This is a genomic window from Thermostichus sp. MS-CIW-30 (assembly GCF_054058015.1).
This window is the reverse complement of the sequence record NZ_JBSRZW010000016.1, coordinates 28,216-52,722: the sequence shown is the minus strand read 5'-3', so window position 1 is coordinate 52,722 and position 24,507 is coordinate 28,216. Positions and strand designations below refer to the sequence as shown.

The following is a 24,507-nucleotide window of genomic DNA, read 5'->3' as shown; positions in this document are numbered from 1 at the left end:
TCCTGATCGCGCCAGCGGGACGGAGTCCTTGAAAAGCCTTCCGGCTCGGTGCACTTTAAGTGTGGGTGCAGTGTCCTGCTTTAAATCGAAATGACTATAGAAAGAGTTGCCTGGATAAGGTTTGTCACCAGAGGACTCTGCTCCCAGACGGTTGAGAACTCAGGTGTTACAGGTTTTATTGTAGTAAACTCAAGAAGGACGTAGTCTGGATTTCATAATTATCGCGACCCTATTTTTCAGCAGGACAAAGCTATGAGCAATCTATACTCGACAGACTTTAACTTGTGGATTGACCGAACAACCCGGCTATTGCGGGAAAGGCGCTGGCATGAAATTGACATAGCACACTTAATTGAAGAGGTTGAGAATTTGGGTAAGAGCGAACGACGAGGGATTGCCAGTCAATTAACTCGCCTTCTGCTGCATCTACTCAAGTGGCAGTATCAACCTCAGCGCCGTTCAGATAGCTGGCTAGATTCCATTACAGATGCGCGAACCCAAATCGGATTGGCCATAGAAGATAGCCCTAGCCTAAAAGGTTATCTGGTAGAGCAACTTGAAGAGAGTTATCAACGGGCGCGCCGCCAAGCAGCCAGGCAAACGGGGATAGAAATCTCGACATTTCCAGATGTCTGCCCCTACTCCCCAGAGTTGGTGCTTGCAGAGGACTGGCTGCCGGAAGTTTGACAGTCCACACCACAAAGCATTTAACGGTGGACAGCATTCCCACAGTACTGACTGTAGAGCTTTGGACTGGTGTTGTCCTGCCCAGACAATCCATCAGGGATTAAACATGGGCAATACAGATAGACCAAGGCCAATTGCTGTGCTACTGTTGCTATTCCTCAAGCAGAGGCGCGCTCCTGCCAGGTGCGCATCTTGCCCGGATTGAGCAGGCCATAGGGATCCACTTCTTCTTTAAAACGAATCTGGCGCGGATCCATCACTTTGCGCCCGCCGTCTTCGATGATGAAAGTGTGGGGGTTGGCAATAAATACTCCCTGCTCTTCGTGGTAGCGCATGATCTCGTTTAGACGCTCTTCGGTGGTAAAGCGGACAATTTGCAGGCCGACGGGGGTAGCTTGCCCGTTGATGCGAATCCACTCCAGGTGCATCAGCACTTCGTCGCCAAAATACTCGTACATGTGCTGCACCAGCTTCAGCTCCCGGTCGGCGGGAAAAGCCGATTGTAAATAAGTCAGGCTGGGATCCACGCTGCGGCAGTGCAAAGTGGTGTGGTTCCAAGAAAATTCCCCCAGCGAGATCCCCTTGCTGGCCTCCTGGGCCGTTTTGTTGTAAACCACTTGGCCCCCATGTTCCCGGACAAGCTCCAACAGCGGCTCCAGGCTGCATTCGGCCACCATCAACAGGGCCACAGCGGATCCTTCTGGCAAATGACCCCGCAGCGGCGCAAAGTAGCTGGGGATCGGCCAAGCGTGCAGGCTGACCAATTTCTTGATGATCCCATCCGCATCTCCCAGGGCTTGGCCAAAATGGGCACAGGGCATAAAGCCCACTTCAGTGGGAAAGGCCACCACCAGCTCCGCCCAAGGATAAGCAGGCGCCAGCGGGATCTCCACCTCGGTGATGATCCCATTGAGGCCCCAGGCATGGCTTACTTTGAATACCTCATCTCCCCGCAGCTCCAGCACCCGGGGCTCTTCCTCCAGGGTGACCACCCGCAGCCCCAAGATGTTGCCCCGATCCCGCAGTTGGCCGTAAGTCACAGAACCAATGCCACCACTGCCGCCGGCAATGAACCCCCCGATGGTGGCCGTGCGATAGGTGGAAGGAGCCATGCGGATCTCCCAGCCCATCTCCCGGGTGTGTTTGTCGATGGCCATCAACTTGGCCCCCGCCTGCACCCGCGCCAAGCCCGGCTTTGCCCAAAGCACCTGGTTGAGCTTGCCCATGTCCAGGATCACACCCCCGGCCAGCGGGATACATTGGCCGTAATTACCGGTACCGGCACCGCGCACCGTAACCGGGATCCGCAGCCTGGCACAGGCCGCTGCCACCCGCATCACCTCGGCCTCATCGGCGGGGCGCACCACCACATCTCCCCGCTTGTCGCTCAGTTGTCGGCTCAGCACGGGGCTGTAGTGGTAAAAATCCAACGACAACTTGGCCACCTGAGCCGGATCAGTGATGATCTCAATACCCTCTAAGTCAGAACGCAAAGCCTGCAGCTTGTCAGGAGCGGCAACGATCATAGGTATCCGTATTTGGGTGCAACGGTTCTTCAGACCCCATCATCGGCAGAAATTGCCTGCAAAAGGGTTTGCCGAGAACAGTATGGGAAGGATCCCTGTCCGGCCAGGTCGATTAGCCGAAGCGGCCCTCCACATAATCTCTTGTGGCTTGCTTGGTGGGGCTGTTGAAGATGACTTCAGTTCTGTCAAATTCAATCAGCTCGCCCACACGGTTGGATCCCACCAGCTCCACACTGAAGAAAGCCGTCATATCCGAGACGCGGCTGGCCTGCTGCATGTTGTGGGTGACGATGATGATGGTATATTCCTCCTCCAGCTCCTTCATCAGCTCCTCAATGCGGCGGGTGGAAATGGGATCCAGTGCCGAACAGGGCTCATCCATCAAAATCACATCCGGCTTCACCGCTAGAGCCCGGGCAATACACAGGCGCTGCTGCTGCCCTCCCGACAGCGACTGACCATTTTCTTTCAACTTGTCTTTGACTTCATCCCAGAGGGCAGCCCGTTTCAGCGAGGTTTCCACCACCTCGTCCAAGTCTACCTTCATCCCCAGCACCCGCGGGCCGTAGGCCACGTTGTCGTAAATGCTTTTGGGGAAGGGATTGGGTTTTTGGAAGACCATGCCGATACGCCGCCGCACCGCCACCGGATCGACTTCTTTGGCGTAGAGATCCTTGCCGTGGTAGGTGAGCTTGCCCTCTACACGAGCACCGGGGATCAAATCGTTGGTGCGGTTGAAGCAACGTAGGATCGTGCTTTTGCCACAGCCGGAAGGGCCGATAAACGCAGTAATCTGTCGGGCTGGGATGTCCAGAGTAACATTTTTTACCGCCAGATTGGAGCCATAGTAGACATTCAGGTTCTCGGTCCTGAAAACGTAAGAGGTCTGGTTAAGAGATTGAGTTTGCATGGCAGCACTCACAAAAAGAGCTAGAGTTCGACGAAGAGTTCGATTCAAGACTTTGTTGAGAATCCTCAGGCTATTTCCTGGTCTTGTACACCAAAAAGCGAGCGGTCAAGCTGGCCGCCAAAACAATGGCTAACAAAACCAAAGCGCCCGCCCAAGCCAGCTGCTGCTGCACCCTGTAGGGAATGATGGAGAAAAAGTAGACCATCACCGGCAAGGTAGCCACCGGGCCAAATAGATTAGTAGACCAGAAATTGTTGTTGAAGGCGGTAAAGAGCAGAGGTGCAGCCTCGCCTGCCGCTCGGGCCAAAGCCAGGATTAGCCCGGTTACGATGGCCGGTGCCGCTGCCGGCAAAACAACGCGCATTGTGGTCTGAAAGCGATTTGAGCCCAGGCCAAGGGAAGCCAAGCGCATGTCGGGCGAAACCAGCAGCAACGCCTCCTCGGTGGAGCGGATGACAATCGGCAGCATCAGCACGCCAAAAGCCACCCCTCCCGAGAAAGCCGAAAAGCCGGATCCCCTCACCACCACAGCATAGGCAAACAGGCCGCAGAGAATGGCCGGTACCCCCGTGAGCACATTGCAGGAAAACTTAACCAGATAAGCCAAGCGGGTGCCGCGACCGAATTCAGACAAGTACACTGCCGCCAAGATGCCGAAGGGAAAGCTCAAAGCCGCCCCCGTAGCCAGCACCATTAAATTGCCGACAATTGCGTGACCAAAGCCCCCTTCCGCCAGGCCAGGGGCAGGGTAGCGGGTCTGGGTGAGGACATCCCAATTTATCCGCTGGATGCCTTCCTTGCCCACATCCCACAGCACCCAAGATAGGGAAGCTATGATCACCGCCACAAAGAGGCCACTCAGCAGGGTTAGGACAATGCCTGTGTAATTGCGGACAGGGGCAATGGCGGCACGAGTAATGTCGATGTCAACCTTCTCAGGGGCAAGCTGTGCTGAGTCGGACATGATAACAGTGCTCCTTTATCTTCTTTCTGCTTCCCAAGTTACTGCTCCAAGTTTTGAAACTTGCGGATGATGATCTCGGCAACAATGTTGACCAATAACGTCAGCACCATCAGCACCACGCCGGCATACATGAGAGCCGAAACCTGCAAGCGTCCTGCCTCGCCAAACTGAGAGGCAATCAAGCCAGTAATGGTGGATCCCGGCTGCATTAGGGAGATATTAATGCGGTTGGCGTTGCCGGAAAGCATGGCCGCTACCATGGTCTCTCCCAGGGCCCGCCCCAGCGCCAGCATGATCGAGCTGACAATGCCCGACAGGCCGGCAGGGATCATCACCGTTAAGATGGTCTCCCAGCGGGTTGCCCCCAAAGCCAAAGCGCCCTCTTTTAGGCTGCGTGGTAGAGATTCAAAGGTACTGCGGGTAATGGAGATGATGATGGGAGAGATCATGATCCCCAGCACCATAGCCACAATCAACAAGCTGGGCCCCCGCGGAGCCGGGCCACCCAAGAAAGGGATCCAACCCAGCGTCTGGTTAATGGCTCGAAAGATGGGCCGCACTGCTGGAATCAGCACAAAGATCCCCCACAGCCCCAGCACCACACTGGGAGTGGCCACGATCAGCTCAATGGCAAAGCTAATCGGCTCCGTTACCCACTTGGGGGCAAAACCTTCCGTCAGGAAGATGGCAGTGCCAATGCCCAGAGGGATGGCAAAAATCAAAGCCACCAGAGAGGTTACCAAACTGCCATAAATCTGTGGTAGCACCCCGTAGATGTTTTCCACCGGGTTCCAGCGGGCAGTAACCAGGAAGCCCAAGCCAAACTGCTGAATCGCCGGCAGAGCCGCTTCGGTGGTTTGAAGAATCACCCAGATGAGGATAATGCCGGCAAACCCTGCCAAGGCCAGCGTCAGGCGGACAAAGCCCACATCAACAGCCCGAGACAGGCTCGCCTTTTTCTCAATGTCAACATCGATATCCGGGTTTGGTGGTGAACCATAACCCGTAGCCGCTGAAGTCATAGCCTCTCTCCCATGATCATCTTCGGTTCAAAATCTTTCCTAAAAATCCCACCGTGCAAGGTAAGCCCACCAGCCGACCGAGAAAGCCTCATCTGCCTCCTCAGCCGGCCACCAGCTCCACTCTAGTGGAGTTCAGGCTGCAACCCAGTCATCGCACCGCATTGGGGTTAACGGTGATGGCATCCAGCTCTGCAAAGATCCGCTGGATAGCCGCCTCAGGCATAGGGATGTAGTCCAGCTCCTTGGTGATGGCTTGACCCTCTGGCCCCTGGGTCCACTTCAGAGCCTCCACCAGCTTGGTCAGCTTCTGCTGATCGGGATACTCGCGGTACAGCATCACCCAGAACAAGCCCACGATTGGGTAGTCATTTGGCCCTTCAGGGTCGGGCACCAACAGCGCAAAGTTATCAGGAATGGGAGCATCAAGCGCCGAGGTAGCTGCCTCAGTCGAGAACTCAACAATGTTGCCCGCTTTGTTTTCCAAGCGAGCAGTGGTCATCTTTTCCAGCTTGGCATAGGACTGGTTCACGTAGCCAATTGCCCCTGGCTCCTGCTTGATGGTGGCGGCTACGCCCTCATTCCCTTGGGCTCCAATGCCAACAGGCCACTCGACAGAAGTACCAGCACCGGCTGTCCAATTAGGGCAGACAGTTCTGATGTGGTTGGTGAACACAAAGGTAGTCCCAGAACCATCAGAGCGGTGTACCCAGGTGATGTCCAGGGGTGGCAGCTTGTTTGCTATACGTGGGTTCTCGGCCTTGATGCGAATGTCGTCCCAGCGAGTGATCTCGCCGGTCACGATGCCGCAGTAGGTTTTCCGCTTCAGGATGAGCTCTCCGTCTTCAATGCCGGGCAGGTTATAGGCAAACTCGATGGACCCTCCCGCCAGAGGCAACTGTAGGGGCTCATAGCGGTATTTAGCTCGGAAGTTTTCCAGGCGAGCACCGGAGAAAGGCGCCTCGGAAGCGCCGAAGTCCACAGTGCCATTGATCACCTGCTCTAGGCCAGCACCACTACCGACAGACTGATAGCTGACTTGCACAGTGGGGTCTACGGTGCGGTTGTAGGCGTCAAACCAACGTTGCAGCAAAGGAGCCGCAAAGGTCGCGCCCGCCCCGGAGATTTGCACGGTTTGGGCTTGAGCCGAGGTCGCTGTTAGAAATCCTACTGTTAGAGCGGTGAGGGAGAAAGCAGAAAGCAGGGTTCGCATAGGTAATATCTGTGGCAAATCAACATCTTCAACCCTATAACCTCAAAGTTAACGGAGGGATATCTAAAGGTTAACTTTGGGTTAAGTCAAGAGAAAAATCGATATTTTTGAGTGTGCTGGCTCGTTTCCAAACCTCGATTTTCCATCTGGTGGTTTTGGCCAGTTTGGATTTCAGCAAAATCAGGATCCTGGAGCCCAGGATCCGCGAAAAGGCTTACACTGCTGAACTTCTATCTCATTTGACAACCAATCAAACGGACACAACTTGAATAAGAGCTAAGCTGGGACGGCTGCAAAAAAACTCGATCCAGATCCAAGATGTGTAAAATTTGAGACAAAGATGTTGCTCACCTCTCGGCAAGCTTGGACATGATTTCAGCAGGGCGGGAAAAGCCCCGCCCAGAGATTCTTTCGGCTTTTGGCAGAGAGAATTGGTTAGAAGATAGACTCCAACCTTCTAGACGTGGGGCAGCTCTACATGTTCCCCGAGCAGAGAAAGATCTGGGCTCTAAGCTGGGATCCGCCCGCCCCCCATGAGGTACAGCAGGGCCATGCGCACCGCCACGCCGTGGGTGACCTGCTGCTCAATCAGGTTCAAGCCGGGATCCTCCATCACCTCGGAGCTGAGTTCCACACCGCGATTGACCGGGCCGGGGTGCAGAAGCTTGACATCCGGGTGGCACAGGCGCAGTCGTTGCCGCGTGAGGCCGAAGAAGTGATGGTACTCCTGCAAGCTGGGGAGAAGGAACTCGCCCATGCGCTCCTGCTGCAGGCGTAGGGTGATAACAAAACGCGACCCTTCGAGGGCAGGCTCTAGCTGCCAATGGACAGGGAGCGTATGGCCGGGTACAAACTGGGCAAAATCCTTGGGCAACAGGGTGGGAGGGCCGGCTAAGTGAACCTCAGCTCCGGCGGCCACCAGGGCGTAGATATCGGAGCGGGCCACTCGCGAGTGGAGAATATCGCCGACAATGGCGATTTTGATCCCTTGCAGCAACTCCAGACGGGGACGCCGGGGATCCAGATGGCTGCAGAGGGTAAACAAATCCAGCAGGCCTTGAGTGGGATGTTCGTGCAGTCCATCCCCAGCATTGAGAACGCCCACAGGGGATCCGCGGCGGTCGATCTCGGCAGCTAATTGTTGGGGCACTCCTGCCTGGGCATGGCGAACGATTAAGAGATCGGATCCCATGGCCAGAAAGGTGCGGGCCGTATCCAAGAGCGTCTCCCCTTTGCTCAAGGAAGAAGTGCCAGGGGAAAAGTTGAGCACATCGGCCGAAAGGCGCTTGGCCGCCAGCTCAAAACTGGTACGGGTGCGGGTGGAAGGCTCGAAGAACAGCGTCACCACCACCTTCCCCTGCAAGGTGGGCACCTTGGGCAACCGCCGCGTCAACACCTCCTGGAAGCTGGCAGCGGTTTGCAAAACGATTTGATATTCTTCGGGGGTAAAGTCCGCCAAGCCCAGGACATGTTGCCGCTGCCAAGCCATAGGGGATCCTCAAATGCCCAGGCGGGCAAAGATCTCGTCCAAATGGGTTAGGTGGCGCCGCGGATCAAAACAAGCCTGCAGTTCTGCCTCGCTCAGGTGGGCCATCACTCGGGGATCCGCCAGCAGATTGGCGCGAAAGTCCCCCTGCGGCTGGTTCCAGGCGCGATGAGCATTTTCCTGCACCAGGCGGTAAGCTTCCTCCCGGCTCAAGCCCTTCTCCACCAAGGCTAGAAGCACCTGCTGGCTGAAGATGACGCCGCCGTAGAGGTTGAGATTGCGCTCCATGTTGCGAGCGTGAACCTGCAGCTGGCCCACCAGCTCCGCCATGTTGACCAACAGATAGTGGCAGAGGATGGAGGCATCCGGCAGGATGACCCGCTCTACGGAGCTGTGGGAGATGTCCCGCTCATGCCAAAGGGGAATGTTTTCTAGGGCCGAGACGGCATACCCGCGCAGGAGACGGGCCAGCCCCGTCAGTTGTTCCGCCTTGATGGGGTTGCGCTTGTGGGGCATGGCAGAGGATCCCTTTTGGCCGGGGGCAAAGTACTCCTCAGCCTCCAGTACCTCTGTTCGCTGCAGGTGGCGGATTTCAGTAGCAAAGCGCTCTAGGGAAGAGCCAATCAAAGCCAAGGTTTGCACGTATTCAGCGTGGCGATCCCGCGAGATTACCTGTGTCGAGGCTGTATCGGGCTTCAGGCCCAGGCGAGCGCAGGCCAACTGCTCCACCTGGGGAGGCACGTTGGCGTAGGTGCCCACGGCGCCAGAGATCTTGCCCACCGCCACCACTTCCCGCAGGCGAGCTAGGCGCTCTTGGTGGCGCAGGCACTCGGCCAGCCACCCTGCCAGCTTAAAGCCAAAGGTAATCGGCTCGGCGTGAACACCGTGGGTGCGGCCGATCATGAGGGTGTAGCGGTGCTGCCGAGCTTGGTCGCGGATAGCAGCGATGAGGTCGGCCAGGCGGGCTTGCAAGATCTCCACCGAGGCCACAAGCTGCACGGCCAGAGCGGTATCCAACACGTCCGAGCTGGTCAGGCCCAGGTGGATGTAGCGCCCTGCCTCGCCCACGTGCTCGTTGAGGTTGGTTAAGAAGGCAATAACATCGTGCTTCACTTCCGCCTCAATTTCCAAAACCCGCGCCGGGTCAAAGGCGGCTTTGGCTCTGATCTCCTGCAGGGCTTCTTGCGGGATCCGCCCCAGCTCCGCTTGCGCTTCACAGACAGCCAGCTCCACCTGCAGCCAGGTCTGGAGCTTGTGGGCAGTGGACCAAATCTGGCCCATTTCGGGCAGAGTGTAGCGCTCGATCAAGGTGCCTTTTCCGTCGGTACAGTAGGATGAGCTAGGCTATTTTAGCCTTTGGCGTCCCCCCTCGAGGAAAAGCCGCTGGGGGATCCCTGCGGGCTTGGCTTGCGGTGTCGAAGGAGCAGCAAGGAGTTTGCAGATGACCGTCGGAGCTGTGCCAACTCAGGGAAAAAGAGCTTGGACAGCCGAAGAATTCATGGCGTTGTCCAGGGAGGGACATCGCTACGAGATTGTTGATGGGAAGCCAATTGATATGGGAAGCGCGGGGGCACTCCATGGTTATGTCTGCAGCCTCCTATTGGCAGCTTTGACCCCCTACGTTTTGTCCAACAAGCTGGGGATCGTTTTAGATTCCAGCACTGCTTTTAAGATGAAGAGTGGAAATTGGCGCTCCCCTGACATCTCTTTTTTTGCTAAAGAACGCTTGCAGGGCATGGCTGAACTGCCCACAGGATTTTTGGAAGGCGCTCCAGATCTGGCTGTTGAAGTGCTTTCCCCCCGCAATACGGTTGAAGAAATTCATGACAAGCTGGTGGAGTACTTTGAAAATGGCAGCCGCCTGGTTTGGCTGGTTCACCCCAGCGAGCACTACGTCCTGGTGTATCGCAGCTCTCAAGAGCCTGACCGCCTCCTGAAATCGGTTGATCTTCTAGAAGGTGAAGAGGTTATTCCAGGATTTGCCCTGCCGGTGGCTCATCTATTCCAGAAGCTTTCCTTGTAACATCCCCCCGCCCTCACTCTAGCCAATAGAGCTTGGGCCTCCCAACCTTGCCATTGGGCATTCCTGCCCCGCGTCACAGAACGACTTGGCAGAGGAGTCGGTATCTCGACCCTGACTTTCTCGCCAGAGCGCGGAACTTGTAGCTCCCCGCACCCCTTGCAAGTTAAGTGCAGGGGGTTGCCCCTCTCGCCGACGGTCTATATTGAACTAGTTCGGGATCCGAAGAGCATGACTCTAGTCAATAATAAGCTCAACTATACTGAAAATAATGTATAATATGTTCAGTACGGATTACTACCAGTTGATCTTTCTGTTTACTTTCGAGTCTGCCAACATGGTAGCCAAAGCAAAGCAGAAAATTGGTAGTAAGACGACACGGAAACTGCGCTTTGGGTATTCTACTCAAAGCTTTGCGGGATACCGCCATTCTGGTTGGAAACAAACAGAATGCTATCGCTGCATAGTTGAACAGTGATGTTCAGCAGTGTTCAGCGTAAATGTATCAGGACGTCATTAGCGGTGCGGAGCACAATCAAGTGTCGATGGGGAAGGATAGCTCTGATAGGTTTCTTGGCAGCATTCCTCGCTCCTGCCCCTGCCACCTCTTTGCCTGCCTTCCCACCTCCTCCTGAGAAGACCTCGGCCCCAAACACCGCTTCCGAGTTCAACTGGCAGGGATCCCTCAAGTTGCTGCGGGGGGATCCCGTGGCTGCCCTGGCGGATCTGGATCGGGCGGTGCAGTTGGATCCCAGCTATGCGCCAGCCTATGTGAACCGCAGCTACGTCTACAACCAGTTGCGCCAGCCCCAAGAGGCGTTGGCCGATGCGGAGCGGGCCATTCAGTTGGATCCGCGAATTCCAGAAGCCTACTTTAGCCGCGGGGTGGCCTATCTTCAGTTGGGGGATCGAGAAGCGGCGATGGCCGACTTTCGCCAGGCCTTGGCTCTCTTTTCCAAGAGCGGCAACTTTGCCAACCAGGCCATCCTGCAGCAACTGCTGCGCCAGTTGGGGGTGGATTAGCCTTGAGTCTTTAGAGACTTGCGTTCTCCCAACCACTCTGATAAGGAAACTTCCTGAGCTTGCAGCCCAAAGACCTGACAAAAGGACTTCACCACCACCGGGGCCACTGCCGCCATCGTTACTCGGGGACAAAACTGAACCAGGGATCCCACCGGGCGATCAGGGATCCCACAGGGCACGATGGCCTCGAAGGCAGCTAGATCCGGGCAGACGTTGAGGGCAAAGCCATGGTAGGTCACCCAGCGGGAGACCTTGATGCCGATGGCCGCCACTTTGCGCCCCTCCACCCAAACTCCTGTCAAGCCAGGGATCCGCTCCCCCTGTAGGCCGAAGTGGGCCAAGGTCTGGATGACCACCTCTTCTAGCTGGCGTAGGTACTCGTGGAGATCTGGGCGGTGGCGCTTTAGGTTCAGCATCGCATAGCCCACCCACTGCCCCGGCCCATGGTAGGTCACTTCGCCGCCGCGCTCCACCCGTAGGATTTCCGGCTCTTGTTCAGAAGGAGATTCCGGGTGGATAGCCGGGGATCCTATCGGCTGAGAAAGGCTCTTGAGAAACTTGGGATCGGCTCCTGCCCCCAAGGTGTAAACCGCAGGATGGGTGAGCAGCAGTAATCCGTCCGGCAACTGGGGATCCCGGATCATATGGGCCAGTCTTGCCTGCTGCCAAGCCCAGGCAGTGCGGTAGGGCACTTCACCCGGCAGGTGAACCTGCAGAAGCGGCAGTTGCACGGGGGATCCAGAAAAGTTCACCTAGCTTACAGGTTTAGTTAACCTGCGCCCGCAACCGCTCCAACAGGGCCCGCGGCTGCAACAGCCCCTCAATGCGGTCAATCGGCTTCCCATCTTTGAAGAGGATCAGCGTTGGCACCGCTTGAATGCCCCAGCGAGCAGCGATGGTTGGGTACTTTTCGGTGTCAACCTTCACAAAAGTAACCGCATCCCCCACCTGAGGTTTTACCTGCTCCAACACTTGCGCCATAACCTGACAAGGGCCGCACCAGGAAGCATAAAAATCCACCAGGATGGGGGTTTTGGATCCCTGAATCATGTCGGCAAAACTTTTGAATTGCTGTTTGTGCGCCATAGGAAACTCCCAGAGTGTTCTGAAAAGCCTGAAATGAAATCTATTTGTAAGCTAACTGTTTGAGACTAAAAATTAGGTAGGGATCCCGCTACGGCCTGCTTCGGTTTCCCGGTAGGATGGCTAGGGTTTGGGAGAAGAGCTAGAGCGTACCCGTAGTCTAGGGTGTTGTGGTGGACAAAGGGGCAGACTTTAGCAGGGTTTAAGGACTTGGAGGAGTGGGATCCCGATGGCAACAAGTAGCAGCATGGTGAATCGTGGCGTGTTGGCTGCAGTGCTGGCTGGGGTAGGACTCAGCCTATGGGGGGCTTGGCGTTGGCTGTGGGATCCCTGGGGCTGGGCTCAGGTAGTGGCCGGGTTGCTGCTGAGTTTGGGCAGCTTGCTCTACTGGCTCAAGACCCGCCCCGCCGATCACCTGGTGGTGGAGCCCCAAGGCTGGCGCATCAGCCGCCACACCCCCGAGCACTGGGTCATTCAAGCGGAGTTTGTGGCTCGCAACCTCAACCCCCTTTTGGAAGTCACCTTGGCCCAGGTGGAGCCGCGACTGCATTTGCTCAGCGCCGGATCCCTAGAAGGCATTCACACCCGCCTACGCCTGCGCTCTCGCCATCCGGATCTTCCCCCCCGCCAAGACAACTACTGGCAGGCCTACATCATCACCCCCCAGAACCAGACTGGCCTAGAGGTTGAGATCGAGCTGAAGGGGAAAGGGCTAGCGGATCTGCGCTCGGCCTGGCTCCAGCTGGACTACATTCAGTACGGGCGGCAGCGGCGCACCCTCAAGACCAGCCATCTCATCCTGCCGTTGCAGGAGGTGGATCCCTTGCCGGAGCTGAACTGGCAGCAGCAGGGATCCCTCCTTTGGGCCGCCGTTCCCACCCATCTGCTGACCCCCAGCGATGACTTGGCCGAGGTGCTACGGCGGTATGTAGGCCCTCACATCCAGCCCGGCGATATGGTGGCCATCTCGGAAAGCGCCGTGGCTATTGTCCAGGGCAACTTCCGCCATCCCCTGCAGGTGCAGCCCGGCTGGCTGGCCCGCACCCTGTGCTACTTCTTCCCCTCCAAGACCAGTCTTTCAAGCTGCTACGGGATGCAGACTTTGATTGACTGCTCCGGGGCCTGGCGGGTGGTGTGGGCTTTTGTGGTGGGATCCCTGGCCAAGCTGCTGGGGATCCCGGGGGTCTTTTATGCCCTGGCGGGGGAGCAGGCCGATCTCATCGACGACGTTACTGGCACCCTGCCTCCCTATGACCAGTTCATCGTGCTGGGGCCGCGGGATCCGGCCAAGTTGGTGGGGGATCTGCATCGGCAGACGGGCTACGAAGTGGCCATCGTGGATGCCAACGATCTGGGGCAGGTCAAGATCCTGGCAGCCAGCCCCGGCGTAGAGCGGGAGCTGGTGGAGCAAGCCCTGGGCAAGAACCCCGCCGGCAATGCCGCTGAACAAACCCCCCTTGTGCTGATCAGGAAGATGCCACCTGACTGAGGCTCTGCTGGGATCCGAGGGCTTGCATCGCCTGGTGAGTGGAGAGGAAGAAGCGCTCAGCGCCCACTTTCTCCACAAACCCAGCCTTTTGGAGGCGATCCATTACCGGCCCCTTCACCTCGGCCATGGCAAAGCCCACCCCTGCCTGCTGCAAACGTTCCACCAACTGGGTCAGCACTTCCAAAGCGCTGCCGTCGATGAAGTTGATGGCGCTGGCAACGAGCAGCACCTGCTCCACTGTGGGTCGCGCCGCCACCTCTCGCAGCAGATACTCCTGCAAGTAGGCTGCGTTGGCAAAAAACAGGCTCTCGTCCACCCGCACTGCCAAGATACGGGGATCGGTAATCACCTCATGGCGCTGCACGTTGCGGTAGTGCTCCGTACCGGGCACCTGACCCACGATGGCAATGTGAGGACGGCTAGCCCGCCAAAGAAAGAGCAGGATGGAGACTAACACCCCTATTCCGATCCCCTGCTCCACCCCGATCCCCAAAACACTGGCAAAGGTTACCAACCAAACCAGGGCATCGCCGCGGTCGTAGCGCCAGCTTTGCAGCAGGGGGTGAAAATCCACCAGTGCCAGCACTGCTACCAGAACGATGGCCGCCAGGGTGGTCTGGGGCAAGAAGGTGAACAGGGGCATCAGCCAGATGACCGTCAAAGCCACCAACAGGCCGGTGATTAGGGAGGCCAGGCCACTGTTGGCGCCTGCTTGAAAGTTCACCACCGACCGGCTGATGCCTCCCGTTACCGGATAGCCGCCACTGCAGGCTGCTGCCAAGTTGGCTGCCCCCAAAGCCACCAGATCTTGGTTGGGATCCACCTTCTGCCGCCGCTGGCTAGCCAAGGACTGCCCCACGGCATAGCTCTCCGTGAAGCCCACCAAGCTAATGGCCAAGGCGGTGGGCAGAAGCGCTGTCCACTGTCCCCAGCTCAACGAGGGAAAGCCCAAGGGGGGCAACCCGGAAGGAATGGAGCCAACAACGGATACCCCTGCCCTCTCCGAGAGGTTTAGGCCCCAGACCAACAGGCTGGTCACGAGCACAGCCGCTAGCGGTGCCCCCTTGGTCAAAATCAAGGCCCAACCTGGAGGCACACCCCAACGCCGCAGTTGGTGGGGCAGCTTGTGCTGGGCGTACACCAGCAGGGATATGGCCATCAGCCCCAAGCCAAAGGTTACCCAGTTTACCTTATCCAGGCTCTGCCACAGCCGCTGCACCAACAGCAAGAAGGACTCCGTGTTGGCGATCTTGACCCCCAGGAGGTGGCGGAGCTGGCTGAAGCCGATGATCAAGGCCGCCGCGCTGCCAAAGGCAGTCACCACCGTGTGGCTTAAGAAATTGGCCAAAAACCCCAGCCGCAACAACCCCATGGCCCCCTGGACCAGACCCACCTCCAAGGCCAGCCCCAAAGCCAACTGTCCATACTCCGGGCTGCCCGGCAAGGACTCCGTCCCGCTGACGCGACCGGCCAGCGGCTCTAACCCTGCCGCCACCAAGAGGGAGATGATGGCCACTGGCCCTACCGCCAAGGCGCGGCTGGATCCCAGTAGTCCATATACGATCACCGGCAAAATACTGGCGTACAGGCCCACTTGGGGGGGCAACCCGGCCAACAGGGCATAGGCCATGCTCTGAGGCACCAGCAGAATGGCCACCACAAGGCCGGCGATCAGATCTCCCGGCAAATCTGATCGTTGATAGTGGAAGACCCAAAGAGACTCCTTAGCAAAGGGCAGGTACCGCGCCAGGATCCCTTGCCCCCCAGAGGAAGCAGAAGGGATCCCACTCATAGCGCCTGACCTCGGTTCCAGGGCATGCGAGCCAAGAGCAGAGCCATGCCACAGGTGTTGGTTACACCCGCAAACACCAGCCCAGCGCCCACAAAGCCACTCAGCAGCAGCCACCAGGGGTTGACAAAGGCCCCCAGAAGGGTTCCGGTGAGCACCAGGGATCCCGCCGCAATCTGCACCTGCCGCATGATGGAGATGGGCGCATTTTGGGTGCGGGTAACGGGCAGCTTGGCCGCTTTCCAAGCCTCGATCCCGCCCTTGAGGCTAATGACCTCCGGCCAGCCGCGGTCTAGCAACTGACAACCGGCGCGGATGGAGCGGCTGCCCATGCGGCAGTGCAACACCACCGGCTTCTCTGGCGTGGAAGCAGGCACTTTGGCCGGGTCAAAGGTAGATAGGGGCATGTTGATGGCCCCCGGGATCCGCTCATCGGCATATTCTCCCGGCTCCCGCACATCAATGAGCTGGACTCGCCCCTGATCCAGCCACTGTTTTAAGGTCAGGGCATCGATCTCCTTGAGACGGGGATCCCGTTCTTGCGAAGCGGAAGGGATAGGGTTTTGTTGGGTTACGGTCATGGTTGTCTCCTTGCTTCTAGCGTTGTCTAAAATGCAAAATGCAGCGATTTTTGGGATTAATCCCCCTCCTCAAGCAAATGACTGGGCTCACCGGGGTAAAACCGGCTATCCAGGATTTGCTCTGAGGAATAAGGGCAGGTTTTGGGGAAAATCTTTCTGGGCAGCTTGGTCTCCTCCAGGGCCAGCTTCAGCGCTCCCAAGTAAGACTTGGAGATGGCCTCTGGCAAATAGGGCTTGAGACTTGGGCTTTCTTCAAGAAGCTCCAGAACTTCCTGCCGCTGCAGCTGGAGGGTGAGGAGCCAGCTTGCGGATCTCCCCTCTGGCTGGTACTCCCACTTGAGGAGATGCCCAACCAAAACTGCAAGTCGGTTTCGCAGTTCCTGCCGCTGTTGCCTGCCCAACGATTCAATCTCCTCGACTAAATTGGGCAGATCCAGCTTCTCCCAGGCCCGATCCCGCAGAAATTGAGCTTGTTGCTGGATCCAAGCGTAGAAATCGCTCTCATAGAGACTTTCTCGATCCACGCTCAAACTCTCCATTTCTGGCAAGCCAATTGAGAGAAGGTTACCCAGAGCAGCGGGCCCTCACCATCGGAGTTTCACATGGGCTCCCCAGCCGGCGGGGGCTTACCCTGCACCTCGCTGCCCAGAAGGAATTAAACCGCTGCTGCCACTTGGCCGCACTGCTCGTTGGCCGGCACCGCTTCCTGGATCTTCTTCGGCTGGGGCAGGTTGAGGCTGTTCATCAGGGCAATGAAGCTCTCACGGGAACGCAGGTTGCCCGTTTCCGGATCCACAAAGCGCGGGTTCCAGCGCTTCTCCTCGCCAATGGTGGAGACGGTGTGCCCGCGATAGTCGTGGCCGGGGTAGACCAAAGTCTCGTCGGGCAGCGTAAACAAGTGCTGGGTAACATGGTCGTACATCAGGCCGGGATCCCCGCTTTGGAAATCCGTGCGCCCACAGCCGCGGATCAGCAGGGCATCTCCGGTAAGGACGCGATCCCCATTGACGCGGTAGGTCATGTGGCTGTCGGTGTGGCCCAGGGTAGCGATGGCTTCAATGACGACGGATCCCACTTGCAGCGTTTCCCCATGACCGATGAAACGATCTGCACATTGAGCCTTGGCCTGTACTGGCACCACCCCTTGGCAACCGGTCAGTTCCCGCAGCTTCCCGGTTCCCGTAATGTGATCCGCGTGAACGTGGGTTTCCAGGCAGTACTTCAAGGTTAGACCCAATTCCCGAATCAACTTCAAATCCCGCTCCACCTGCTCCAGTACCGGATCCACCAGCGCGGCCTCGCGGGTTGCCGGATCCGCGATTAAATAGGTGTAGGTGCTTGTTTCTGCGTCGAACAGTTGGCGAAATAGCATAGTGCCCTCCTGTCTGGTATCGAAAGCCCGACGTGAACTTGGACTTTCTAGGAACACTATATAACTATCTAGTGTTAAAATCAAGTTGCATGGACGGCGCAAGCAGGTTTGTTGATTGGGGAAAAGCCGGTGAGCAGAGCGGATGTGAATGAGTGTCGCACAATCCTGACGCCGCAGGTTCTCGACAGCGTGGCAGAGTACTTCAAGGTTTTGGCGGAACCCAACCGCCTGCAGATCCTGTGTCAGTTGCGCTCGGGGCCCAAGAACGTCACCCAAATCTTGGAAGCTACGGGTATGGGCCAGGCCAATGTTTCCAAGCACCTCAAGATCCTGACCCAGGCAGGGATCGTCAGCCGTCAGCCCAAGGGGGTGAGTGTTTATTACCAAATTGCGGATCCCATGTGCTTTGAGCTGTGTGAAGTGGTATGTCGGCAGTTGGTGAGTCGGCTGCAACAGCAAGCCCGCCAACTGGAGCCGCTGGCAGCCATTCACCCAGGTCAACCGAGCTGAGGCGAAAATGGTTCTCAAATGGGTTGGGATTTCGCGAGCACCTGATGATTAGTCCAGCCCCAGCCGCCGACGAAAGTAAGGGATGGTCTGTTGCAGCCCAACTTGCAGCGGGATCCGAGGCTCCCAACCCAAGAGGGCGCGGGCTTTGCCAATATCCGGCTGCCGTTGTCTGGGATCGTCCGTCGGCAGAGGCCGGTAAACGATGGGAGAAGGGCTGCCGGTGAGGGCGAGCACCTGCTGGGCCAGCTCCAGGATCGTGAACTCCTCGGGGTTGCCCAAGTTAAAGGGGCCAGGGTAGGGGCTGTTCATCAGCCGGATCAAGCCCTCTACCAAGTCGGAGATGTAGCAAAAGCTGCGGGTCTGGGATCCATCCCCATAGACCGTCAGGGGATCCCCGCGTAGGGCCTGGACGATAAAGTTGCTCACCACGCGGCCATCGTCCTCCCGCATGGCGGGGCCGTAGGTGTTGAAGATGCGGGCCACCCGGATCTCCGTCTGGTATTGCCGCTGCCAGTCGAAGGTGAGGGTTTCCGCCAAGCGCTTGGATTCGTCGTAGCAGGCCCGCGGGCCGATGGGGTTGACGTGGCCCCAGTAGTCTTCCGGTTGGGGATGCACTTGGGGATCCCCGTACACTTCTGAAGTCGAGGCCAGCAGGAACCTCGCTCCCGTTTTCTGGGCCAGTTGCAGCAGGTGGTAGGTGCCCCAGAGGCTGGTGCGGATGGTGCGGATGGGATCCGCTTGGTAGTGGGGGGGGGAAGCGGGGCAAGCCAGGTGGTAGATCTGCTGGATCCCGGCCTCTTCCAAAGCGGGCGGCAAGGGATCCGCCACGTCGTGCCAAATGAACTGAAAGGCGGGGTTGTCCAGATGGGCCTGGACATTGAGCTGCCGGCCTGTGGAGCCATTGTCCAGGCAAATGACCCAGTGGCCTTCTTGCAGAAGGCGGGTTACCAAGTGGGATCCGATAAATCCGAGGCCACCCGTAACCAGGATCTTCATGATTTCCCCTGATTTCCCCAGCACCTACCAGCCCACTCCAATGAGGGTTATGCCCGCCTGCCGCACCGCCTCCCGATCCAGACAGTTACGGCCATCGATGAGCAAGGGCCGCCGCATCAGCTCTGCAATCCGTCGGTAATCCAGCGACAAAAACTCCGGCCACTCCGTCACCAACACCAGGGCATCGCAGTCCTGGGCCAGGCGAAACACATCCGTTTCCACCACCACATGGGCCAACCCCTCCCGCATCCCCGAGGCGGATACAATTGGATCATATGCCTTGACCTTGGCCCCCAGACGGTGGAGTTGTTCGATCAAAGTCAGGGAAGAGGCATCCCGCAGGTCGTCGGTGTGGGGTTTAAACGTGAGGCCCAAAAGGCCAACGGTTTTACCCTTGAGCACCTTGAGGGCTTGCTGCAGCTTTTCCACCAAACGTTGCCGCTGTTCTCGGTTGACCTCCACCGTGGCCCGCAACAGCTTGGCCTCATAGCCGTAGTCAGCAGCGGTTTGAATGAGAGCCGCCAGATCTTTGGGGAAGCAGCTTCCGCCCCACCCTATGCCAGCGTTGAGAAAGGCGCGGCCAATGCGCCTATCTAGGCCGATCCCTTCTGCCACCTGGGTGATGTCGGCACCGGTGCGCTCGCAGATGTTGGCCATTTCGTTGATAAAGCTAATCTTGGTGGCCAGGAAGGCGTTGGCGGCATACTTGATCATCTCGGCAGAAGCCAGGTCGGTCACCAGCAAAGGCACGGGATCCCCTTGCAGGCCCTGCTGGCGGTTGAGGATGGGTTCATACAGCTGCCGCATGATTTCAATGGCGCGGGGGCTGTTGGAGCCAATCACAATGCGATCCGGGTAGAAGGTATCTTGGATGGCACTGCCCTCCCGTAGGAACTCGGGGTTGCTCACCACGTCAAACTGCGGCGTCCAAGGCGAGAGCTCCAAGGTCAGGGATCTGGCCTCTGGATCTCTCCCCACTTCTCGGCTGCTCAGCCGCTGCTTGGCGGCTTCGGCGGCCCCGTCCAAAATGAGCATGCGCACCCAGTCCCCAGAGCCAATGGGCACAGTGGATTTGTTGACAATGACTCGATATTGCTCGTCCAGATGCTGGCCAATTTCCCGCGCCACTGCTTCCACGTAGCGCAGATCGGGATCCCCGCTGGGCAGGGCCGGGGTGCCCACGGCAATAAACACCACCTCGCTGGCCTGGATCCCAGAGCCCAGATCGGTGCTAAAGTGCAGCCGACCCGCCGCAGTTCCCTCCCGCACCAGCTCTTCCAGGCCGGGCTCGTAGATGGGCAGGCGACCCCGCTGCAGCCCTTCAATCTTGGCGGAGTTGTTGTCCACACAGATAACGCTATTTCCTAGGTGAGCCAGGCAAGCCCCTGTTACCAGGCCCACATAGCCAGCGCCTACCACAGCAACGTGCATACTCAGAGTTCGCTCCCCAATCGGCGGCCACTTGACTAAGCCTTAGCAGCTTGCTTTTAGGGTACCCTCCCTTACCCCTATTGAGGTCGGTGACAGAATAAAGCAGGATATCTGTGGATCCCCGCTCGAGCTGCAGTGAGCTTTCTGGATTCTGCTGCCATAGCCAGCCGCCGCCAGCGCCAAGTGCAGAGGGTGCTGTACGTCACGCTAGGGCTAAATGTCCTGGTGTTTCTGATCAAGTTAATCCTGGGGCTGACGACGGGATCCCTAAGCCTAATTGCCGATGCCCTGCACAGCTCCACCGACAGCGCCAGCAACATTTTGGGCTTGGTGGCCGTGCGCTTTTCTTCGCCAGAGCCCGATGACGACCATCCCTACGGCCATCCCAAGTTTGAAGCCATTGGAGCGCTGGGGATCGCCGCCTTTTTGGGGATGGCCAGCCTGGAGATCCTGCGCACAGCCGTGGAGCGGTTTTGGGAGCCCCAGCCCCACTTGCAGATCGATGAGCTGACCTTGGGGATGATGGTGGGCGTGCTGGGCATTAATGTCTTTGTCACCCTCTACGAGCACCGCTGGGGCAAAGCTCTGTCCAGCTCGCTGCTGTTGGCCGATGCGCGCCATACCCTCAGCGACGTTGGGGTGACGCTGACGGTGTTGCTGGGGTTGGCCGGCATGCATTATTGGGGGATCCCTTGGCTGGATCAAGCCCTGGCTTTGCCGGTGGCGCTGCTGGTGCTCCGAAGCGGCTGGGAGGTGCTGCAGGAGAATCTTCCCTACCTCACCGACCGGGTGGCGATCCCCTCTGAGGCCCTGCGGGATCTGATCCTGAGCGTGCCAGGCGTGCTCGACTGCCATGACATCACTTCCCGCGGGATCCCAGGGGAAATGGTCTTTATCGAGATGCACCTGGTGGTGGAGCCACAGGACATTGAGTCCGCCCACCGCCTCACTGAGGAAGTCGAACACCTCCTGCAAGGGCGCTACGGGCCGGCGCGGATCCTCATCCACCTGGAGCCTCGCTCCCATATCGAGCAACCCTAGCAGGAGCTCGCCACCTGCCAACAGATAGCCTAGCCAAACCTCAGGGATCCTGATGTTTCCAAAAGAACACCAAAACGGTATCAACGCCTCTGCGAGCGTCCCTCAAAATCTCGGAAAAGCCCATTCTTTCGTCGGATCCCTCGACGCCTTGTGCCACAAGGCTTTCCGGCCCCAAAACCCCCTCGCCGAAACTCTTTTTGCCCCCTTTTTTCCGGATCCCTCGCAAACGGGTCTTGCATCCCTTGCCCTGCTTGGCTTTAATAGGGGTGGAGTTCCCCCTTCGGGGGGATTCCTAGAAATTGGAAACAGCTTACTACCTTTTCAGCGATAGACTTGGGACAGTTAATGTTCCCCCTTCGGGGGGATTCCTAGAAATTGGAAACTACGTTCCCAGGGGTCCTACACGTCGACCTGAGTGACCCCGTTCCCCCTTCGGGGGGATTCCTAGAAATTGGAAACTGCTTGGCAGGCGTTGTTTGGTGAAAAGCCCTTCAAGTTCCCCCTTCGGGGGGATTCCTAGAAATTGGAAACAGTAATGTTGTTCGAAAGAACCAGGGCAACAGTCCGGTGTTCCCCCTTCGGGGGGATTCCTAGAAATTGGAAACTTCTAGCCCTGGTGGGCAGTCGAGGATAACGATTTCAGTTCCCCCTTCGGGGGGATTCCTAGAAATTGGAAACCCGGCAACTTGCAGGTTGGCGTCCTCGTATTCGACTGTTCCCCCTTCGGGGGGATTCCTAGAAATTGGAAACACTTGTAAAGCAATATGAGGGTACTTAGTATAAACAGAGTTCCCCCTTCGGGGGGATTCCTAGAAATTGGAAACATCCAGCCCAGTGCCCCAACACTCCCCGATCCGTTTAGATGTTCCCCCTTCGGGGGGATTCCTAGAAATTGGAAACAGCCGACAGTAGGCTGGACGCCAACAATACGAACGCCGTTCCCCCTTCGGGGGGATTCCTAGAAATTGGAAACGGTATAGCTGAGGCGGTTGCCCGCTTTGCACGACAGGTTCCCCCTTCGGGGGGATCCCTAGAAATTGGAAACGGCAGAGGGTTATGGATCCCTCATACCCAGGATCGATGTTCCCCCTTCGGGGGGATCCCTAGAAATTGGAAACTACGACTAGGTAAACTAACTCAGGATCTTCTTCAGGATATTTGTTCCCCCTTCGGGGGGATCCCTAGAAATTGGAAACACAGGAAACAAACTTCCCTGCGTGGAAGATCTGCAGTGTTCCCCCTTCGGGGGGATCCCTAGAAATTGGAAACTCAAAAATCATGCACTGGTGTAGGCACTCAGCAATCGTTCCCCCTTCGGGGGGATCCCTAGAAATTGGAAACTTCACCCACTTCTGGGACTGGTGGTTCCAGTAATACTGTTCCCCCTTCGGGGGGATCCCTAGAAATTGGAAACATCTAGCTACATGCAGTTCCAAGGTGCTGTTAGTGACGTTCCCCCTTCGGGGGGATCCCTAGAAATTGGAAAAGAATTGGAAAAGAAATTGGAAGCGAACTGAAGCTGGGCCTGGTTATCAGGCGGGCAGCGAAAACAACGGCTGAAACGCTCCAGAAATCGGCCTGCTGGCTGGGGAAAGTCTGGGAAAGTGAGGTCTGGATCCCCGGCAGCCACCGCTGCCCAAAAGTAGCGCAATTGTGGGGCCAAGGCTTGTGCCTGTTCCAAAGGCAAATTCAGCGGTGCGGAGGTTAAAAACTTAACCACCGCTGGTTCGCTGCGCTGGGCCATCCACTCCCGGGAGAACGCTTGCAAATCGGGCCAATCGGGCAGGGATCCCACCCGGTAGCTCTGGATATGGACTTGGATTCCGGTCTCTCGATCCGACCGGATCTCGACAAGGCGGTAGGGGTGGGGAAAGCTGACCAAAGAGCCGGTGGTAATGTCGTAAACCCCCCCTCGTCGGGCGATGTGCTGGATGTGCAGATGTCCGGTGAACACCAGTTGCACCCCATAAGCTTGCAGCAGCCGCCGCAACTGAGAGGCATTCTCCAGCATGTAGCGACGCCCCCAGGGATGGAGAGACTGGCCGCGCAGATGCTCGACCACATTATGGTGCACCATCAGCAGCACCAGCTCTTCCTCGGCTGCCGCCAATTCTTTCTCCAGCCAGGTCAGTTGTTCTGGGGTTAGACACCCCACCAATTGACCCTGAGCATCAAAATGGTTGGAATTGAGGCCGATCAAACGGATCCCTGGCCGCAGAACCCGGCTGTAATCCAAAGACTGCCCATCCTCGTAGCCAAAAGCTCGGTAGTAGCGGGGAAAATCCGCCAAACCAATAGAGCGCCCGCTGGCCTCGGGCTGGGGCACATCGTGGTTGCCGGGCACCACAAAAGCCGGAAAGGGCAGTCGAGCCAGCCGCTCTGCCAGCCATGCATGGTTTTCCGGCTCCCCATGCTGGGTCAGATCCCCCGGCAACAGCAGAAAATCCAGAGGCAACTGCACCAGATGCTGCAAAACCTGTTCCAGAGCCGGGATGCTCACCTCTACCAGGTGAAATCGGCTGGGGTGATCCCAAAGGGTGGAAGGGAGGGTGACGTGGGGATCGCTCACCACAGCAAAGCGGATCTGCACGGATTACTCCCCTTGACAACAGCAAGCAGACAAAGCCTTCGGCCCACCGGGGGGACAAGCGCTTCTGCTATTCTGGCATCCATCACGGGATCCCGATTATCTCAGGAGCACAGCATGGTGGCCCAGGTGATTACCATCGATCACCCTCTGGTGCAGCACAAGCTCAGCCTCATGCGCCGTGTTGAAACTACAACCGCCGACTTCCGAGCGCTGATGCGGGAGATCAGCCTCTTGATGGCCTACGAGGTGACCCGCGATCTGCCCCTCAAGCTACAGCCCATTCAAACCCCGATGGCCCCAATGTTGGCGCCGATGTTGGCGGCAGAGAAAAAGTTGGTGCTTGTCTCCATCCTGCGGGCCGGCCAAGGGCTCCTCGACGGCATGCTGGAGCTGATCCCATCAGCACGGGTGGGGCATATCGGCCTATATCGGGATCCCCATACCCTGATCCCCATCGAGTACTACTTCAAGGTGCCCACCGATATCGAAGATCGTGAGGTGCTGGTGGTGGATCCAATGTTGGCCACCGGCCATTCGGCAGCAGCGGCTGTAGCGCGCCTACGCCAAACCCGACCCCAGTCGATCCGCTTCATCTGCCTGGTGGCCGCCCCAGAAGGGATCCGGTATTTCCACGAACAGAACCCAGATGTGCCAATCTATACCGCTGCTGTAGACGATGGCCTAGACGAGCACGGCTACATCCTCCCCGGCCTAGGAGATGCAGGGGATCGCCTGTTCGGCACCCGCTGATGGGAGAGTGCCATGCCTACAGCACCC

At 57.8% G+C, this 24,507-nt stretch carries 22 protein-coding genes, 2 pseudogenes and 1 CRISPR repeat array; of the genes and pseudogenes, 8 read left to right on the top strand and 16 right to left on the bottom strand.

Annotation, left to right across the window (positions count from 1 at the left end):
* Positions 1 to 252 precede the first annotated feature (252 nt).
* Positions 253 to 687: a DUF29 domain-containing protein gene (locus ACVWXW_RS08585; protein ID WP_457403542.1), complete on the top strand. Its 435-nt coding sequence runs from the start codon at positions 253 to 255 to the stop codon at positions 685 to 687.
* 158 nt (positions 688 to 845) lie between these two features.
* On the opposite strand, the gene ACVWXW_RS08580 is transcribed toward ACVWXW_RS08585, so the two are convergent.
* The 7 genes from ACVWXW_RS08580 to purB form a co-directional block, all read right to left on the bottom strand.
* Complete coding sequence (locus tag ACVWXW_RS08580) at positions 846 to 2,213, bottom strand: FAD-binding oxidoreductase (RefSeq protein ID WP_457403541.1); 1,368 nt, start codon at positions 2,211 to 2,213, stop codon at positions 846 to 848.
* A gap of 112 nt (positions 2,214 to 2,325) precedes the next feature.
* Entirely contained in the window at positions 2,326 to 3,123 is a 798-nt protein-coding gene (gene pstB / locus ACVWXW_RS08575; protein ID WP_457403540.1) for a phosphate ABC transporter ATP-binding protein PstB, read from the bottom strand.
* Between the two features lie 70 nt (positions 3,124 to 3,193).
* Positions 3,194 to 4,087 carry a phosphate ABC transporter permease PstA gene (gene pstA, locus ACVWXW_RS08570; protein ID WP_457403539.1) on the bottom strand — a complete coding sequence of 298 codons (894 nt, stop codon included), beginning with the start codon at positions 4,085 to 4,087 and terminating at the stop codon, positions 3,194 to 3,196.
* A 38-nt stretch (positions 4,088 to 4,125) separates the two neighbouring features.
* Entirely contained in the window at positions 4,126 to 5,109 is a 984-nt protein-coding gene (pstC, locus tag ACVWXW_RS08565) for a phosphate ABC transporter permease subunit PstC (RefSeq protein WP_457403537.1), read from the bottom strand.
* A 148-nt stretch (positions 5,110 to 5,257) separates the two neighbouring features.
* The gene (gene pstS / locus ACVWXW_RS08560; protein WP_457403536.1) at positions 5,258 to 6,319 is read right to left on the bottom strand and encodes a phosphate ABC transporter substrate-binding protein PstS; all 1,062 of its coding nucleotides are present in this window, start codon (positions 6,317 to 6,319) and stop codon (positions 5,258 to 5,260) included.
* Between the two features lie 508 nt (positions 6,320 to 6,827).
* Positions 6,828 to 7,808: an aspartate carbamoyltransferase catalytic subunit gene (locus tag ACVWXW_RS08555; RefSeq protein ID WP_414355900.1), complete on the bottom strand. Its 981-nt coding sequence runs from the start codon at positions 7,806 to 7,808 to the stop codon at positions 6,828 to 6,830.
* A gap of 9 nt (positions 7,809 to 7,817) precedes the next feature.
* Positions 7,818 to 9,113, bottom strand: coding sequence for an adenylosuccinate lyase (gene purB / locus ACVWXW_RS08550; RefSeq protein ID WP_414418723.1), 1,296 nt, complete (start codon positions 9,111 to 9,113; stop codon positions 7,818 to 7,820).
* Positions 9,114 to 9,246: 133 nt separating this feature from the next.
* Here purB and ACVWXW_RS08545 point away from each other — a divergent pair, with 133 nt between their 5' ends.
* The 3 genes and pseudogenes from ACVWXW_RS08545 to ACVWXW_RS08535 all read left to right on the top strand — a co-directional run bounded on the left by ACVWXW_RS08545 (position 9,247) and on the right by ACVWXW_RS08535 (position 10,848).
* On the top strand, positions 9,247 to 9,828 hold the full coding sequence (locus ACVWXW_RS08545) for a Uma2 family endonuclease (protein ID WP_011430559.1): 582 nt from the start codon (positions 9,247 to 9,249) through the stop codon (positions 9,826 to 9,828).
* 280 nt (positions 9,829 to 10,108) lie between these two features.
* Positions 10,109 to 10,292: pseudogene (locus ACVWXW_RS08540) on the top strand (hypothetical protein); the annotation flags it as partial.
* 106 nt (positions 10,293 to 10,398) lie between these two features.
* Positions 10,399 to 10,848, top strand: a complete 450-nt coding sequence (locus tag ACVWXW_RS08535) for a tetratricopeptide repeat protein (RefSeq protein ID WP_457403535.1) — start codon at positions 10,399 to 10,401, stop codon at positions 10,846 to 10,848.
* Here ACVWXW_RS08535 and lipB read toward each other — a convergent pair.
* Positions 10,845 to 11,600: a lipoyl(octanoyl) transferase LipB gene (gene lipB, locus ACVWXW_RS08530; RefSeq protein ID WP_457403534.1), complete on the bottom strand. Its 756-nt coding sequence runs from the start codon at positions 11,598 to 11,600 to the stop codon at positions 10,845 to 10,847. The two genes, ACVWXW_RS08535 and lipB, sit on opposite strands and share 4 nt — an antisense overlap.
* 13 nt (positions 11,601 to 11,613) lie before the next feature.
* Positions 11,614 to 11,934, bottom strand: a complete 321-nt coding sequence (trxA, locus tag ACVWXW_RS08525) for a thioredoxin (protein ID WP_011433516.1) — start codon at positions 11,932 to 11,934, stop codon at positions 11,614 to 11,616.
* A gap of 226 nt (positions 11,935 to 12,160) precedes the next feature.
* Here trxA and ACVWXW_RS08520 point away from each other — a divergent pair, with 226 nt between their 5' ends.
* The gene (locus tag ACVWXW_RS08520) at positions 12,161 to 13,420 is read left to right on the top strand and encodes a hypothetical protein (RefSeq protein ID WP_457403533.1); all 1,260 of its coding nucleotides are present in this window, start codon (positions 12,161 to 12,163) and stop codon (positions 13,418 to 13,420) included.
* On the opposite strand, the gene ACVWXW_RS08515 is transcribed toward ACVWXW_RS08520, so the two are convergent.
* From ACVWXW_RS08515 to ACVWXW_RS08500, 4 genes are all read right to left on the bottom strand, one after another.
* The gene (locus ACVWXW_RS08515; protein WP_457403531.1) at positions 13,398 to 15,212 is read right to left on the bottom strand and encodes a SulP family inorganic anion transporter; all 1,815 of its coding nucleotides are present in this window, start codon (positions 15,210 to 15,212) and stop codon (positions 13,398 to 13,400) included. The two genes, ACVWXW_RS08520 and ACVWXW_RS08515, sit on opposite strands and share 23 nt — an antisense overlap.
* The gene (locus tag ACVWXW_RS08510; RefSeq protein ID WP_414330942.1) at positions 15,209 to 15,790 is read right to left on the bottom strand and encodes a rhodanese-like domain-containing protein; all 582 of its coding nucleotides are present in this window, start codon (positions 15,788 to 15,790) and stop codon (positions 15,209 to 15,211) included. The genes ACVWXW_RS08515 and ACVWXW_RS08510 overlap by 4 nt, the downstream gene beginning before the upstream one ends.
* A 56-nt stretch (positions 15,791 to 15,846) precedes the next feature.
* Positions 15,847 to 16,314: a DUF29 domain-containing protein gene (locus ACVWXW_RS08505; protein WP_414355907.1), complete on the bottom strand. Its 468-nt coding sequence runs from the start codon at positions 16,312 to 16,314 to the stop codon at positions 15,847 to 15,849.
* A 131-nt stretch (positions 16,315 to 16,445) separates the two neighbouring features.
* Positions 16,446 to 17,162, bottom strand: coding sequence for an MBL fold metallo-hydrolase (locus ACVWXW_RS08500; RefSeq protein WP_011433521.1), 717 nt, complete (start codon positions 17,160 to 17,162; stop codon positions 16,446 to 16,448).
* A gap of 129 nt (positions 17,163 to 17,291) precedes the next feature.
* Here ACVWXW_RS08500 and ACVWXW_RS08495 point away from each other — a divergent pair, with 129 nt between their 5' ends.
* Positions 17,292 to 17,672: an ArsR/SmtB family transcription factor gene (locus ACVWXW_RS08495; protein WP_457403529.1), complete on the top strand. Its 381-nt coding sequence runs from the start codon at positions 17,292 to 17,294 to the stop codon at positions 17,670 to 17,672.
* Between the two features lie 48 nt (positions 17,673 to 17,720).
* Here ACVWXW_RS08495 and ACVWXW_RS08490 read toward each other — a convergent pair whose 3' ends face one another.
* Both ACVWXW_RS08490 and ACVWXW_RS08485 read right to left on the bottom strand, forming a co-directional pair.
* On the bottom strand, positions 17,721 to 18,668 hold the full coding sequence (locus ACVWXW_RS08490) for a UDP-glucuronic acid decarboxylase family protein (protein ID WP_457403527.1): 948 nt from the start codon (positions 18,666 to 18,668) through the stop codon (positions 17,721 to 17,723).
* 24 nt (positions 18,669 to 18,692) lie between these two features.
* A complete protein-coding gene (locus ACVWXW_RS08485) occupies positions 18,693 to 20,099 on the bottom strand; it encodes a UDP-glucose dehydrogenase family protein (protein ID WP_457403524.1) in 1,407 nt (468 codons plus the stop codon).
* A gap of 135 nt (positions 20,100 to 20,234) precedes the next feature.
* Between ACVWXW_RS08485 and ACVWXW_RS08480 the strand changes: the two genes are divergently transcribed.
* Positions 20,235 to 21,140 carry a cation diffusion facilitator family transporter gene (locus ACVWXW_RS08480; RefSeq protein WP_457403523.1) on the top strand — a complete coding sequence of 302 codons (906 nt, stop codon included), beginning with the start codon at positions 20,235 to 20,237 and terminating at the stop codon, positions 21,138 to 21,140.
* Positions 21,141 to 21,411: 271 nt separating this feature from the next.
* A CRISPR array of direct repeats spans positions 21,412 to 22,627; the repeat unit is 36 nt; unit sequence GTTCCCCCTTCGGGGGGATTCCTAGAAATTGGAAAC.
* A gap of 449 nt (positions 22,628 to 23,076) precedes the next feature.
* Here ACVWXW_RS08480 and ACVWXW_RS08475 read toward each other — a convergent pair.
* Positions 23,077 to 23,709, bottom strand: a pseudogene (locus ACVWXW_RS08475) (metallophosphoesterase family protein); the annotation flags it as partial.
* 135 nt (positions 23,710 to 23,844) lie between these two features.
* Between ACVWXW_RS08475 and upp the strand changes: the two are divergent.
* Positions 23,845 to 24,480, top strand: coding sequence for a uracil phosphoribosyltransferase (gene upp / locus ACVWXW_RS08470; RefSeq protein WP_414329961.1), 636 nt, complete (start codon positions 23,845 to 23,847; stop codon positions 24,478 to 24,480).
* Positions 24,481 to 24,507 lie beyond the last annotated feature (27 nt).